13 protein-coding genes and 1 other RNA gene are annotated in these 13,599 nt (G+C 56.9%); 5 read left to right on the top strand and 9 right to left on the bottom strand.

Going from position 1 to position 13,599, the window contains the following annotated elements; genetic code table 11:
- Window positions 1–31: 31 nt before the first annotated feature.
- From OC597_RS21495 to OC597_RS21520, 6 genes are all read right to left on the bottom strand, one after another.
- The gene (locus OC597_RS21495; protein ID WP_261428345.1) at window positions 32–502 is read right to left on the bottom strand and encodes a NanQ anomerase/TabA/YiaL family protein; all 471 of its coding nucleotides are present in this window, start codon (window positions 500–502) and stop codon (window positions 32–34) included.
- Window positions 503–515: 13 nt separating this feature from the next.
- Window positions 516–1,514 carry a 3-dehydro-L-gulonate 2-dehydrogenase gene (gene yiaK, locus OC597_RS21500; protein WP_261258718.1) on the bottom strand — a complete coding sequence of 333 codons (999 nt, stop codon included), beginning with the start codon at window positions 1,512–1,514 and terminating at the stop codon, window positions 516–518.
- Window positions 1,515–1,770: 256 nt separating this feature from the next.
- Entirely contained in the window at window positions 1,771–2,631 is an 861-nt protein-coding gene (locus tag OC597_RS21505; protein ID WP_262210426.1) for an SMP-30/gluconolactonase/LRE family protein, read from the bottom strand.
- A gap of 12 nt (window positions 2,632–2,643) precedes the next feature.
- Window positions 2,644–3,744, bottom strand: a complete 1,101-nt coding sequence (locus OC597_RS21510; protein ID WP_099065316.1) for an ABC transporter substrate-binding protein — start codon at window positions 3,742–3,744, stop codon at window positions 2,644–2,646.
- A 15-nt stretch (window positions 3,745–3,759) separates the two neighbouring features.
- Window positions 3,760–4,842, bottom strand: coding sequence for an ABC transporter permease (locus OC597_RS21515; RefSeq protein WP_261258715.1), 1,083 nt, complete (start codon window positions 4,840–4,842; stop codon window positions 3,760–3,762).
- A complete protein-coding gene (locus tag OC597_RS21520) occupies window positions 4,835–6,388 on the bottom strand; it encodes a sugar ABC transporter ATP-binding protein (protein ID WP_261258713.1) in 1,554 nt (517 codons plus the stop codon). The genes OC597_RS21515 and OC597_RS21520 overlap by 8 nt, the downstream gene beginning before the upstream one ends.
- A 362-nt stretch (window positions 6,389–6,750) precedes the next feature.
- Between OC597_RS21520 and OC597_RS21525 the strand changes: the two genes are divergently transcribed.
- The 3 genes from OC597_RS21525 to OC597_RS21535 all read left to right on the top strand — a co-directional run bounded on the left by OC597_RS21525 (window position 6,751) and on the right by OC597_RS21535 (window position 9,164).
- A complete protein-coding gene (locus OC597_RS21525; RefSeq protein WP_099065318.1) occupies window positions 6,751–7,569 on the top strand; it encodes an IclR family transcriptional regulator in 819 nt (272 codons plus the stop codon).
- A gap of 123 nt (window positions 7,570–7,692) precedes the next feature.
- Window positions 7,693–8,310, top strand: a complete 618-nt coding sequence (argO, locus tag OC597_RS21530) for an arginine exporter ArgO (RefSeq protein ID WP_261258711.1) — start codon at window positions 7,693–7,695, stop codon at window positions 8,308–8,310.
- A 122-nt stretch (window positions 8,311–8,432) separates the two neighbouring features.
- Window positions 8,433–9,164, top strand: a complete 732-nt coding sequence (locus tag OC597_RS21535; protein ID WP_085118745.1) for an oxidative stress defense protein — start codon at window positions 8,433–8,435, stop codon at window positions 9,162–9,164.
- 276 nt (window positions 9,165–9,440) lie between these two features.
- Here OC597_RS21535 and OC597_RS21540 read toward each other — a convergent pair whose 3' ends face one another.
- A complete protein-coding gene (locus tag OC597_RS21540; RefSeq protein ID WP_012146627.1) occupies window positions 9,441–10,334 on the bottom strand; it encodes a LysR family transcriptional regulator ArgP in 894 nt (297 codons plus the stop codon).
- A 203-nt stretch (window positions 10,335–10,537) separates the two neighbouring features.
- Here OC597_RS21540 and rpiA point away from each other — a divergent pair, with 203 nt between their 5' ends.
- Together rpiA and serA are read left to right on the top strand one after the other, a co-directional pair.
- Window positions 10,538–11,194 carry a ribose-5-phosphate isomerase RpiA gene (rpiA, locus tag OC597_RS21545; RefSeq protein ID WP_261258710.1) on the top strand — a complete coding sequence of 219 codons (657 nt, stop codon included), beginning with the start codon at window positions 10,538–10,540 and terminating at the stop codon, window positions 11,192–11,194.
- A 302-nt stretch (window positions 11,195–11,496) separates the two neighbouring features.
- The gene (serA, locus tag OC597_RS21550) at window positions 11,497–12,735 is read left to right on the top strand and encodes a phosphoglycerate dehydrogenase (protein WP_099065321.1); all 1,239 of its coding nucleotides are present in this window, start codon (window positions 11,497–11,499) and stop codon (window positions 12,733–12,735) included.
- Window positions 12,736–12,780: 45 nt separating this feature from the next.
- Here serA and OC597_RS21555 read toward each other — a convergent pair whose 3' ends face one another.
- Window positions 12,781–13,389 carry a 5-formyltetrahydrofolate cyclo-ligase gene (locus tag OC597_RS21555; protein ID WP_262210428.1) on the bottom strand — a complete coding sequence of 203 codons (609 nt, stop codon included), beginning with the start codon at window positions 13,387–13,389 and terminating at the stop codon, window positions 12,781–12,783.
- A gap of 27 nt (window positions 13,390–13,416) precedes the next feature.
- Window positions 13,417–13,599, bottom strand: a non-coding RNA gene (gene ssrS / locus OC597_RS21560) — 6S RNA.

Here is a 13,599-nt window from a genome sequence, read left to right on the forward strand (position 1 = left end):
TGTTTTTTATCTTTAATTTCTTTGCTGTCGGTTAGGCGCTAAATAATTCCAGCGGTATTTTCACCACTACTTTACGAATAGCGCCGGGCTGTTGATTAATGCAGGCCGGGCGATGAACGTCCTGCGGGAAAAATACCGCAAAGTTACCGGGCTGCAGGGTTAACCAGGATTCATCCGCGACCTCCTGATAAAAAATGATGTCGCGCTGCGCCAGTAACTCCTGGTGGATCAGGTTATCGCCGCGATCTGCCGCCACGCCGATCAATTCGGTGCCGCTGACCAGAAACTGCACGTCGACATTTTTGCGGTGCACTTCAGGCCGCAGATCGCTCGGCTGCTGGGTGTACAGATCCAGCACCTGCACCACGTAGCCGGTGGCGGGATCCTGATAGCGTCCGGCGGGCAGGGCGCTGAAGTCGGTGCTTTGCAAATAGGCGATGGCGCTAGCCACCGGTGCTGGATACTGCTCCGGTGAGGTATGGGCGATATGGCCGAAGATCATGGTTATTCTCCTGTTACAGCGCCTGAATGCGCGCCCAGATGCGCTCATCCACCGGGATGCCGTCACGCATGTTTTCTGCATGAATGCGCGGGAATTTATGGCCCGGCAGGCGGATAGCCACTTCCGGGTTATCGCGTTCGGCGCTGGTGATGTAGTCCATGATGCGCTGCAGTTTTGCATCGCGGGTGGCACCGTCGATCAGCCGTTCGATCTCAATGGCGATAAACACCTGCGACACACCGTACTCATCGCGGTTGTCTTCGGTCACTTCCGCCACCGAAGATCCGCCGGACAGCAGGGTGGCGATCATATCCAGCACGATCGACAGCGCCGATCCTTTCCAGTAGCCCATCGGCAGAATGCGCCGGTTTTCTTCAATGGCGGCGGGATCGCGCGTCAGCTGTCCGTCGTTGTCAAAGCCGCCGTCCACCGGCAGGGTTTTGCCCGCCAGCCGGTTCAGCTCCAGCGCGCCATAGGAGAACATCGACATCGACATATCCACCATGGTGATCGGGTTGCCCGGCACCGCCACGATCAACGGGTTGGTGCCGATGCGGCACTCTTTGGCCCCCCAGGGCGGCATCACGGCTGCCGAATTGGTCCAGCAAATGCCGATATACCCTTTCTCCGCCGCTTGCCAGCCGTAGCCGCCACCGCGCATCCAATGGTTGGCGTTACGCAGGGCCACCAGGCCGATGCCGTGGTTGTCGGCTAACTGCATGGCGCGATCCATCATTTTGCGGGCGGTGAGGTTACCGATGCCCTGATGGGCATCCCACTGTTCAATGGCACCCAGCGACAGCAGCTTGCTGGGTTCGGCGTCTGGCACGATATCGCCCGCGTCCAACTGCTGGATAAAGCGTGGAAACCGGTTAACGCCGTGGGAGTAAACGCCGCTGGCGGAGGTATCGGCGAACATACCGGCACAGTCATCGGCGGTGGCTTCCGTCACACCTCGCGCCAGTAGCACGCGTTTGAATTGCTGTTTCAGATCGGGGTAACTCACTCTCATGCTGATTCTCCGCTACGGCGCATTTGTTTGTTTTATGCTCTTTAAATTTCATTATACGAAATCACATTTCAAATAAATGCTATACCTGCGGTTAGATGAAGTCAAAGCCAGGGGGGAGAAAGTTATTTATATAAAACAGTGTGTTAAATTAACTTGGTGAATTTGTGATCGGCGGCACGTTTTGGCCTGCTGGTGCGTTTAAGACGTGGCAAAGCAGAGCGGAACAGGCCCGCTCTGCGATCTTCATTTTTGCCCATTATCCGCGAGTATTCAGCACCATGCGGTATAACGAGGTGGTGGCGGTAATGTATAACTCATTGCCGTCCGGCCCGCCGAAGGTGCAGTTAGAGACGCGTTCCGGCAGATTGATTTTACCGAGCGGTTTACCCTGGCTGTCGAAGATCAGCACCCCGTCGGCACAGCTGCAAAACAGGTTTCCGGCCCTGTCGACACAAAAACCGTCCGGGAAACCGGGGGCAACCTGGGCGAAACGCCGACCGGCTTCCAGTTCACGTCCGTTGACCTGATATACCCGCAGTTCACTGCGCCCGAGGGTTGGGAAATCGACGATCGACATGTCTGCCACATACAGCAGCGACTCATCCGGTGAGAACGCCAGGCCGTTCGGCCGCTGTAGATCGCTGGCGGCAATGTTCAGCGAGCCGTCGCGCGGATCAAAACAGTAGAGGTAGCAGCCGATCACCTGGCTTTCCGACTTGTAGCCCTCTTCATCACCGGTAATGCCATAGGGCGGATCGGTAAACCAAAGGGTGCCGTCGGAGCGAACTACCAGGTCATTGGGGGAGTTGAAACGCTTGCCGTCTACCCGATCGACCAGTATCTGCACCTCGCCGTTACTTTCAGTGCGGCTGATGCTGCGCCGCCCGTGTTCGCAACTGACCACCCGGCCTTCGGCGTCGCGCGCATTGCCATTGGCGTAATGCGACGGGGAACGCCACAGGCTCAGTTCCCCCTGTCGCGACCAGCGGAACATGCGGTTGCCCTTCACATCGCTGAACACCACCGCATCCTGCTGCGGCAGCCACACCGGCCCCTCGGCCCAAATGGCCGGTGAGCACAGGCGTTCAAGCAGGTGGTCCGCCATCAGTTCATTCATGTTGACCTCCGCTTACTTCACGCCCCAAATGGCTTTGTAGTGGCCCTGATAATCATTCTGCGGGTCATACAGGTTGCTGCTGCCACCGTCGGCAGTGATATTGTCGCGGGTCACCAGATGCGCCGGGGTAACGTAGCCGGAAGGCGGCTGTTTGGCGAAGGCGCGGTTGAACTCGTCCAGCAGCTGCCAGCCGTGCAGTTTGAGCGGTTCCGGTACCGTGGCCGACTGACTGCCCCCGGAACGGATGCGCTGGTAGGCAGAAATAGAGCCGTCGCCGGCGGAGATGCTGTAGGGCGCATTTTTGCCGCCTTTACCGGCGGTTTTCAGCGCCGGTGCCATGAAATCAAAATACAGATCGTTGATGGCCAGCGCGTACTGGAACTGGTCGCCGTATTTTTGCAGCAGGCTGAAGGTCATGGTTGGCATGCGGTTAGCGGTATCGGCCAGCGGGGTGTCAATAAACTCAACCACCTTGCAGCCGCTGCATTTACCGATTTCCTCTTTCATCACATTGGCCTTGTCCAACGCGATTTGGTACAGCGAATCGGTAAAGATCAGCACGCTGGCCTTGCCGCCGGACTGCACCACCGCATACTGGGCAGCGATGCGCGCCACTTCGTTGGAATCGGAGGTGACATTGTAAAATACGTTGTATTTGGCGATTGGCCCCGGCTCAGGCACCGCGTGCCAGGCGGTCAGCACGATCCCTTGCTGGATGGCTTTCTTCAGCGGGATCTTGGCCACGTTCGGGTTCCAGCCGCCGATGACGATGCCGTCCGGCTTCTGGGCAATCGCCTGGTTCAGCGACGCCAGCTGATCTTTTACCGAGCCGCCGCCGTCCAGGGTTTCCAATTTCCAGCCGGCCGCTTTCGCCGCTTCACTCAGCCCTTCCTGCACGCCCTGCACGCCGCCGTTTTTCATGTCCGAAGCGATAAAAATGATTTTCTTGTTGGCCTGTAACTTCGGTCCGCTGGTTGGCCCGTCCCATTGGGTCACGCTGGCAGTGGCCTTGGTGACCGCCGCCGTAGCCTGATCAAGATAGGCATCGGCCCAGGCGGATGAGGCCGCGCCAGCCAGGAGCAGGGTAGTCGGTAATATCCAAAGACGTTTCATAGGGTGAACTCCTGGTTAAGGATTGATCGCTTTTTGGTTATTTTTATCAGCCGGAGTGGCTGGGCTGCGTTGTACCGCTTTTTGGTTGAGTAACCGGCGGCGCTGGGCATAGCCCGCCAGGGTGATCGACAGCAACAGCGTCGCGCCGTTAAACAGCGGTTCGACCCAGAATTCGCCGCCGAACTGCTGGATACCGGCGATGCCGATGGCCAGTATGGCGATGCCGACTACGGTGCCCCAGACGTTAACCCGGCCGGGACGAATAGTGGTGCTGCCGAGGAAGGCGCCAACCAGCGCCGGTAACAGGTAGTCCATGCCGACGCTGGCCTGGCCAACCCCTTGCTCGGCGGCGATCAACACTCCGCTAAAGCCGGTCAGCACGCTGGAGGCAATAAAGGCGCCGATGGTGAAGCGATTGACCGAAATGCCATTCAGCCGCGCGGCCGCCGGGTTACCGCCCACCGCGTACATGCAACGGCCCAGTGGGGTGTGTTCGGTGATCAACCACAGCACCACCGCGACGATCAACACGTAGAAGGCCACGATCGGGATCCCGCCGATCTCGGTGTGGTGCAAGGCGGTAAAGGCGTCAGGCAGATCGCCGACGATCTGTCGCCCGCCGGAGTGCCACAGCGCAATGGCGTAAAGTACGGTGCCGGATCCCAGGGTGGCGACAAAGCTGTCGATATCCGCCAGCGCCACCAGAATGCCGTTCAACAGGCCGTACAGCGCGGAGAGTACCAGCACCGTCAGCACCGCCATCTGCCACGAAAAGCCGTATTCCACCTGTAGCGTGATGGCCAGGATATGCCACAGCACGATGCCGAAGCCGACGTTAAGGTCAATCTTGCCGACGATCATCGGGATGGTCGCCGCCAGCGCCAACAGGGCGATCTTGGCCTTGCTGGAGAGGATCGCCTGCAGCGTTAGCATCGAGGCGAAAGAGGGAGAGATCAGCGAAAACAGGATCACCAGCGCAATGCACAGCAGCAGCAGGCCGTAGCGGGTGAGAACCTGCATCAGCCACGGGCCGGTACCGTCCTGTGACAGGCTGACTCTTTGCTCCAGTGCCGTTGATTTAACAGATGTTTTAGACATGACCCACCTCAGATTCTAACGTTGTCGCGAGGGTTTCCCCGGAGCTGGCGGAGGCCAGTTCCAATAAATTGGCGAATGACACCTGCTGATTTTTCAGCTCGCCGACCACTTTTCCCCGGTTAAACACCAGTGCGCGGTTGCAGATATGGGCGATCTCCTCAAAGTCGTTGGAGATCACCAATACCGCCACGCCTGCTTCCAGGGATTTATTTAATAGATGATAAATTTCCGCCCGTGCGCCCACGTCGACGCCGGCGGTGGGGTCTTCCAGGATCAGCAGCGGGGTGCCCAGGTGCATCCAGCGTGCCATCACCACCTTTTGCTGGTTACCGCCGGACAGGGCGCTGATATCGATATTGACGTCCTTGGGCCGCACGTCGAACAATTGGACTTTCCACCAACTGGCGCCAATTTCGGCCCGGCGGCTGTAGCGTGACAGCAGTTTGTGGCCGCTGGCCACAGGGTTGATAAACAGGTTTTCACGCACGCTCATCGACATCACCAGGCTTTCGCCGGTGCGGTCGCCCGCAACCAGCGAGACGCCGCAGGCCATGGCTTGCTGTGGGCTGCTGGCGGTGTAAGGCTGGTCGCGAAAACGAATTTCGCCTTCATCGGCGTGACGCAGGCCGAACAGCAACCGGCCAATCTCTTCCTGACCGGCACCGCGCAACCCCGCCAGCGCCAGCATTTCCCCAGGCTGCAGAGTGAAGCTGACCGGGCCGATATCGCCTACCGCCACGTTATTGAGCTGTAGCACCGGTGGACGATCCTCCGGTAAGGGTTCACGCTGATCGTCTGCCATCGCTTCACCCACGATCATCTGCACCAGATCGCGCAGCGAGTAGTCAGCAGTATTGCCGCCCGCCACGTAACGTCCGTCGCGCATGACACACACCCGATCGGCGATCTCGATCACTTCATCCAGCCGGTGGGTGACGTAAATCATGCCGACCTTTTTGGCACGTAGCCGGTTAATCACTGCGAACAAATGGCGCACATCGTTGGCGGGCAAGGACGCGGTGGGTTCATCCAGCACCAGCAGTTCGGCGTTAACCGCGACCGCTCGGGCGATCGCCAGCAGCGATTTTTCGGTGCGTGACAGCTCAAAAACCCTGGCATCGGGATCCAGCTCTATGCCGACATCCTGCAGTGCCTGAACGGCGCGGCGACGGTTGGCACGCCAGTCAATCAGACCGAAGCGGCGCGGGAAACCCATCACCAGCGCCATATTTTCCGCCACCGTCATCCACTCGATCAGCCCGAGATCCTGATGAATAAAGGCAATAGGCTGGCGGCTGTCACTTTTTATTGCCGCGGCGGAGGCTATGCTGGCCCCTTGAAACTGAATATCGCCACCGTCGCGTGGGTAAACCCCGGCCAGTACTTTGATCAGCGTCGATTTGCCCGCGCCATTTTCGCCCAGCAGGGCCAGGACTTCGCCCGGCATCACCTGCAGGCTGACGTCATTTACCGCGACGTTGCCGCCAAAGCGTTTAACGATATGGCTGAGGCTAAGAATGGGTTGTTCCGCATTATCTGGTGTCATGTGATGCGCCCCTGGTCCCTGCATCCGCGATCCGCGAGATGCTGATTGGTGGTTATATCGCCTTTAAATTTCAATATGCGAAATTCAATTTCAAAAATAATATGCCGATTGCCGATCTAAAGCAAAGCCGAAGGGGTTTTAATTATCTTTTTAAAACAATTGGTTATTTATATCTTTGCGGAATTGTGACGCACAACTCACTTCGGAAGTTAGCGGAATGTTGCGGATTTTTAACCTGCTACCGACAATGAAACGGCGTTCCGTCTTCACCTGATGCGGGCCTTGGGGTAACATTCCCGGCAAAGGGTCCGTTTACCACGCCGTGGCGTTGGCTGGCGGCTCGACACTGGAGAAATTGCGCTATGAGCCTGAAAGCTGTCGACGAGAAAGATGACAAGAAAGACAAACCCCTGGGCAGCCAAAGCCTGTTCCGCGGTTTGCAACTGATTGAGATCCTGAGCAACTTCCCTAACGGCTGCCCACTGGCGCACCTGTCTGAGTTGGCCGGCATGAACAAAAGTACCGTCCACCGCCTGCTGCAAGGGCTGCATACCAGCGGCTATGTCACCCAGGCCCCGTCGCCCGGCAGCTATCGCCTGACCACCAAGTTTATTTCTATCGGTCAGAAGGCGCTTTCCTCGCTGAATATTATCCATGTCGCTGCGCCGCACCTGGAGCAGCTCAATCTGGAAGTGGGGGAGACGGTCAACTTCTCTAGCCGCGAAGACGACCACGTCATTTTGATCTACAAGCTGGAGCCGACTACCGGCATGATGCGTACCCGTGCCTATATCGGCCAGCATATGCCGCTGTACTGCTCGGCGATGGGCAAGATTTTTATGGCCTACGGCAACAGTGATTATCCCGATCGTTACTGGCAAACCCATCAGCATGAGATCCAGACGCTGACACGCAATACCATCACCGAACTGCCGAAGATGTATGAAGAGCTGGCCGATATCCGCCTGCGCGGTATGGCGATGGATCGCGAAGAGAATGAGCTGGGAGTGTCCTGCGTGGCGGCGCCGGTGTTTGATATTCAGCAGCGGGTGCCCTATGCGGTGTCGGTTTCGCTACCGACAGCCAAGCTGCAGCAGATTGGCGTCAAAGCGCTGATTAAGCCGGTGCTGGCGACCGCGCAGCGCATTTCTCAGGAGCTGGGGTTTGTTACTCCGGCCTGACTATTAGCATTGCTGATAGTTGATTAGAAATATCAATTTCACCTAATAATTTTTTCCTCCTATGATGCGCGTATTGACCGATACGCGCCGCTGCCCGGCGCTTTGTTCTCTGTGAGGAATACCATGCTAGCTGTCTTTTTACAGGGCTTTGCCCTGAGTGCCGCGATGATCCTGCCGCTGGGCCCGCAAAACGTTTTTGTTATGAATCAGGGTATTCGCCGTCAGTACCACCTGATGGTCGCGTCGCTGTGTGCGCTGAGTGATATTGTGCTGATCTGCGGGGGTATTTTCGGTGGCAGCGCCTTGCTGAGCCGTTCGCCGTTGTTATTGGCACTGGTGACCTGGGGCGGCGTCGCCTTTTTGCTGTGGTACGGCTGGGGTGCGTTTCGCACAGCATTCAGCAGGCAACTGGCGATGGCAACCGCTGAGGAACTGAAGCAGAGCCGCTGGCGGCTGGTGGTCACCATGCTGGCGGTGACCTGGCTGAATCCACATGTTTATCTCGATACCTTTGTGGTGCTGGGCAGCCTGGGCGGCCAACTGACGCCGGATGTTCGTTCCTGGTTTGCGTTGGGTGCGGTGAGCGCTTCCATCGTTTGGTTCTTCGCGCTGGCGTTGTTGGCTTCCTGGCTGGCGCCCTGGCTGAACACCCAAATGGCACAACGCATCATCAATACGCTGGTCGGCGTGGTGATGTGGGGCATCGCTTTGCAGTTGGCCTGGCAGGGGGCAAGTTTATAAGAATTTGTCACTAATCCGAATTCAAAAGCCCGTGCAATATGCTACGTTTGATGCCAAGGAACCGGCTGTTCTCAGTAGAGAAAGGCCGGTAATCAGTTACAGCCTGTCATCAAGGAGACACTGTGAAGCTTAAAGCATTGGCTATGGCCGCAATGGTTGGATTAGGGACGTTACCTCTGGCGCTGCAAGCGGCGGAAGTGCCGGAAGGGCCGCACGTGGTGACCTCGGGCACATCCAGCGTCGACGCAATTCCAGACATCGCCACCCTGGCGATCGAGGTCAGCGTCTCTTCCAAAGACGCCGCACAGGCGAAGAAGCAGGTTGATGAGCGCGTAGCGCAATATTTTGATTTCCTGCAGAAAAATAACATTGAGAAGAAAGACATCAGCGCTGCCAACCTGCGCACCCAGCCGGAATATGATTATCTGAAAACCGGTGAATCGGTGCTGAAAGGCTACCGTGCGGTACGCCAGGTACAGGTGACGCTGCGTCAGTTGGATAAGTTGAACGAGCTGCTGGACGGCGCGTTGAAATCCGGGCTGAATGAGATCCGCGCCGTTGAGCTGGGCGTGGCGAAACCGGACGTTTACCGTGAGCAGGCGCGTCAGAAAGCCATTGAGAACGCCACTCAGCAGGCCGCTTCACTGGCGAAAGGCTTTAACGCCAAGCTGGGGCCGGTTTACAGCATTCGTTATCACGTTGCCAACTACCAGCCGATGCCGGTAGCACGCATGTATAAATCGGCGGGTGCAGCGGCGGAAAGCGACGCGGCGCAAACCTACGAACAGCAAAGCATTCACTTTGACGATCAGGTGGATGTAGTGTTTGAGCTGCAGCGCAACGCGGCGCAATAATATACCCGTCATACTTGAAGCTGCATCTGTGTTGGCTGCAGGCAGTCACCCCAGTTACTTACTTGAGTAAGCTCCTGGGGACTCCTGCCTTGGCCGCCTTGATGCAACTCCAATTATTTAGGGTATAAGATGGGTCTTTCAGACTACTGATAAAGCCCGTTATTAGGGAGAGCGTGCCGATGGGGTCGTAGCAGCTTTAGCTGCCGGAGCGCCCCTCGGTGCGCTAGGCCCGGGTATCTCGGGCTTAAAAACAACCTGAACAGCAACCTTTTCTATTTAATCCTGGCGCAGAACCTGGCGACCATGCTCCAGCAGGGCATCGGTCACTTTACGCATCATGCGGCTCTCCGGCGCGAAGCGGTGCCAGAACAGCATGCGGCGCTGGAACAGGCCCGGCGTCAGATCGATCAGTTCGCCCGAAGCCAACTCTTTCTCAATCTGCAGATGCGGGATCATACAGCAGGTGGTGCCCTGACGCGCCAACTGCACGAAGGCTTCCGATGAGTTGACGATATGGCAGGGCACGCTACCTGGCGACAGATCAAAGTTCTGCTGCAGGAAAGCCTGGTGCATGTCGTCGAGATGGTCGAATGCCACCGCCGGTGCTTTCAGCAGCGCGGATCGCGTAACCCCGTTTGGGAAGTAGCGCTCGGCAAAACCTTTCGAGGCGACAAACAGATAATCCAGCGCGCCCAGTTGGTCCACCAGACAGCTTGGCAGTGGCTGCGGCTGGATACTCACCGCACCCACTACTTCACCGCGGCGCAGGCGTTCCTGAGTCCGGGTTTCGTCTTCTACCTGCAGGTTCAGGCGGATCGGGGAATCGGTCAGCACCGGTTTCAGCGCCGGCAGCAGCCAGGTTGCCAGACTGTCGGCGTTAACCGCCAGCGACAGCAGCAGCGGCGTATCAATGCCGGTGTCGTTGCCCAGCCACTCTTCTTCCAGCAATTCTACCTGGTGCAGCAGCGCCAACAGCTTCTGACCCTGTTCGGTCGGGCGTGGCGGTACGGTACGCACCAACAACGGTTGGCCAAACAGGTTTTCCAACTGCTTGATGCGCTGGGATACTGCCGATTGTGTGATGCAAAGTTTTTGCGCGGCGCGCTCAAAGCCACGCTCACGGATCACCGCGTCCAGCGCTTGTAGCGTTCGATAGTCTGGGCGTTTCATCGGAAAGATATCCCTTAAAGTAAATTGATACTGGCACTATGCCACATCTCTGGTGTTTTACAGGTGGAAAATCACCGGGCCATCTTGCCGCGGCGCGCCTAAAAATGCGGCTCGGGGTGAAGAAGTGTGATCCTGCCTAAGTGAAAAATAGCGATTTACCCTATAATACGCACACGTTTTCGTACAGAGGCAATGGACATATTATGACGCAGGATGAACTGAAAAAAGCGGTTGGCTGGGCAGCGCTGGATTACGTGACCCCGGGCACCATCGTCGGGGTGGGTACCGGCTCGACCGCCGCCCACTTTATTGACGCGCTCGGCTCGATCAAACACCAGATCGAAGGCGCGGTGTCCAGCTCCGACGCCTCCACCGCCAAGCTGAAAAGTCTCGGCATCCACGTGTTCGACAGCAACGAAGTGGATTCGCTGGATATTTATGTCGACGGTGCGGATGAAATCAACCGCCAGATGCAGATGATCAAAGGCGGCGGCGCTGCGCTGACGCGTGAAAAAATCATTGCCGCCATCGCGCGCAAGTTTATCTGTATTGTTGATTCCACCAAACAGGTTGACGTGCTGGGTAAATTCCCGCTGCCGGTAGAAGTGATCCCAATGGCACGCTCCTACGTGGCGCGTGAGCTGGTGAAGCTGGGCGGACTGCCGGAGTATCGTCAGAATGTCCTGACCGATAACGGCAATGTGATCCTGGATGTGCATAACCTGAGCATCATCGACGCCATTGCGCTGGAAAACAAAATCAACGGCATCGCCGGTGTAGTGACAGTGGGGCTGTTTGCCAACCGTGGCGCCGATGTGGCGCTGGTCGGCACGCCTGATGGCGTGAAGGTCATCGGCTAATGTAGAGTCCTCTACAGGTATGCGGTCTTGGATCCCACCGGGCCGCATAATTCACTGGTTAAAATATCTTTTATTAAAAGCGCCAAATTTGGTGACATATGTCACATTACGAGCGATAGCTCCACGAAGCTTCTGCCTATTTCTTTCCCTATGGCATTTTCTGCCAGAAACCAGCAACAACGCTGAGCCTTGTCCTGACGGGCGGGCAATCGTTTGTATTGCCGCCTGCGTTATTTTTGTTATGTTGGATACGTGCTGTTTCACAACAGCCGCTTCTGAAGTCTGAACATAGGGTCGGGTAAATGGCAAAAGTATCATTGGAGAAAGACAGGATTAAATTCCTGTTGGTGGAAGGGGTTCATCAGAGCACGGTAGATAATCTGCTGGCAGCCGGATATACCAACATTGAATATCACAAAGGTGCGTTAGACACCGAATCGCTTAAGGCATCGATCCGCGATGCTCACTTCGTCGGCATCCGATCGCGTACACATCTGTCCGAAGAGGTTTTCGCCGCTGCAGAAAAGCTGGTGGCGGTAGGGTGTTTCTGTATCGGTACTAACCAGGTTGATCTGAAGGCGGCGACCAAGCGCGGCGTTCCGGTGTTTAACGCACCTTTCTCTAATACCCGATCCGTGGCCGAAATGGTGCTGGGCGAGTTGCTGCTGATGCTGCGCGGCATTCCGTCCGCCAACGCCAAGGCACACCGCGGTGAATGGCAGAAACTGGCCGTAGGCTCGTTTGAGGCACGCGGCAAGAAGCTGGGGATTATCGGCTACGGCCATATCGGCACCCAGTTGGGTATCCTGGCCGAAGGCCTGGGCATGAAAGTGTTCTTCTACGATATCGAGAACAAGCTGCCGTTGGGCAATGCCCAACAGGTACGCCACCTGTCCGATTTGCTCAACATGAGCGACGTAGTGACGCTGCACGTGCCGGAAACCCTGTCGACCAAGAATATGATGGGCGCAGAAGAGCTGGCACTGATGAAGCCGGGCTCAATTCTGATCAACGCCTCGCGCGGTACCGTGGTGGATATTCCTGAACTGTGCAAAGTATTGGCCAGCAAGCATTTGGCCGGTGCGGCGATCGATGTCTTCCCGGAAGAACCTGCGACCAACAGTGAGCCGTTCAACTCACCGTTGTGCGAGTTCGATAACGTGATCCTGACCCCGCACATTGGCGGTTCGACTCAGGAAGCGCAGGAGAACATCGGTGACGAAGTAGCCGGTAAGCTGGCGAAATACTCCGACAACGGTTCGACCCTGTCGGCGGTTAACTTCCCGGAAGTGTCACTGCCGGCGCATGGCCCTAATGCCAGCCGTCTGTTGCACATCCATGAAAACCGCCCTGGCGTACTGACGCAGATTAACCAGATCTTCGCTGAAGAAGGGGTGAACATCGCTGCGCAGTACCTGCAAACCGGTCCGGAAATCGGCTACGTGGTTATCGACATCGAAGCTGAAACCGAACGTGCCGACGCGGCACTGCAACGTATGAAGGCGATTGCCGGCACTATCCGTGCTCGCTTGCTGCTCTGATTGAACGCGTTGTAACAACCAAGGCCGGATTTATCCGGCCTTTTGCTATTCGGCCATCCGCCATACCCAATTCTGCGATGGGGTAACGATCTCCGGCAGCGGAATATCCCAATGTTCCACCGGCAGTTGTTCCACCTGCTGGCAGTCATGTGCCAACCCGATCGGGTAGGGGCCGACATGTTGCCAATTTTGCAGAGTGCGATCGTAAAAACCTCCACCCATCCCCAAACGCTGACCCGTACTGTCAAACGCCACCAGTGGCGTCAGCACCACGTCGAGCGAGCCGACCGGCAAGACGTTGCGAACATCGAGCTGTGGCTCAAGGATATTGAAGCGGTTGTTAACCAGCGGCGTTTCCGGGGTGTAGCGCAGGAACAGCAGATTGCCGGGGCTAAACGGGTGCAACACCGGCAGATAAACCTGTTTGCCTTGCTGCAATAACCGTTCAATCAGCGGACGGGTATCGAGCTCGCCATCGAACGACAAAAACACCGCAATGCTTTGTGCCGCCTGGATACGCGGATGCGCAGCGATGCGTTCAGCTGTCTGCAGGGCGAAATTATTTTGTTGTTCGGGTGTTAGGGCGCGTCGAAGCTGACGGATTTGGTTTCGGATGCTTTGCCGCTGTTGGGCATACTGGGCTTGAAAAGACATAGTCAGCACACTTACCGCTGAGGAAGGGGAATCTCCGAGATGCCGTCGCAGGCTGTAACCCTTGAACCCATGGTTCAAGGTGAACGTGCTGTCGCAATCTTAAGGCTTCTCGGCGGGCCGAGCATGCACACCGATCGCGGATCATCACATTCTGTTGGTACTAATTATCGGCTCAGGGGACTGGCCCGCTGGCGAACATCTCAGAGAAAT

It is taken from the genome of Serratia proteamaculans, from assembly GCF_946227095.1.
GTDB classification, from domain to species: Bacteria; Pseudomonadota; Gammaproteobacteria; order Enterobacterales; family Enterobacteriaceae; genus Serratia; species Serratia proteamaculans_E.

Excerpts from the sequence above, each read along its gene's own strand:
- OC597_RS21525 (WP_099065318.1), top strand. The coding sequence starts at position 6,751 with ATGAGCCTGAAAGCTGTCGACGAGAAAGATGACAAGAAAGACAAACCC.
- argO (WP_261258711.1), top strand. The coding sequence starts at position 7,693 with ATGCTAGCTGTCTTTTTACAGGGCTTTGCCCTGAGTGCCGCGATGATC.
- OC597_RS21515 (WP_261258715.1), bottom strand. The coding sequence starts at position 4,842 with ATGTCTAAAACATCTGTTAAATCAACGGCACTGGAGCAAAGAGTCAGC.
- OC597_RS21495 (WP_261428345.1), bottom strand. The coding sequence starts at position 502 with ATGATCTTCGGCCATATCGCCCATACCTCACCGGAGCAGTATCCAGCA.
- rpiA (WP_261258710.1), top strand. The coding sequence starts at position 10,538 with ATGACGCAGGATGAACTGAAAAAAGCGGTTGGCTGGGCAGCGCTGGAT.
- OC597_RS21520 (WP_261258713.1), bottom strand. The coding sequence starts at position 6,388 with ATGACACCAGATAATGCGGAACAACCCATTCTTAGCCTCAGCCATATC.
- OC597_RS21540 (WP_012146627.1), bottom strand. The coding sequence starts at position 10,334 with ATGAAACGCCCAGACTATCGAACGCTACAAGCGCTGGACGCGGTGATC.
- OC597_RS21510 (WP_099065316.1), bottom strand. The coding sequence starts at position 3,744 with ATGAAACGTCTTTGGATATTACCGACTACCCTGCTCCTGGCTGGCGCG.
- OC597_RS21555 (WP_262210428.1), bottom strand. The coding sequence starts at position 13,389 with ATGTCTTTTCAAGCCCAGTATGCCCAACAGCGGCAAAGCATCCGAAAC.
- yiaK (WP_261258718.1), bottom strand. The coding sequence starts at position 1,514 with ATGAGAGTGAGTTACCCCGATCTGAAACAGCAATTCAAACGCGTGCTA.
- serA (WP_099065321.1), top strand. The coding sequence starts at position 11,497 with ATGGCAAAAGTATCATTGGAGAAAGACAGGATTAAATTCCTGTTGGTG.
- OC597_RS21505 (WP_262210426.1), bottom strand. The coding sequence starts at position 2,631 with ATGAATGAACTGATGGCGGACCACCTGCTTGAACGCCTGTGCTCACCG.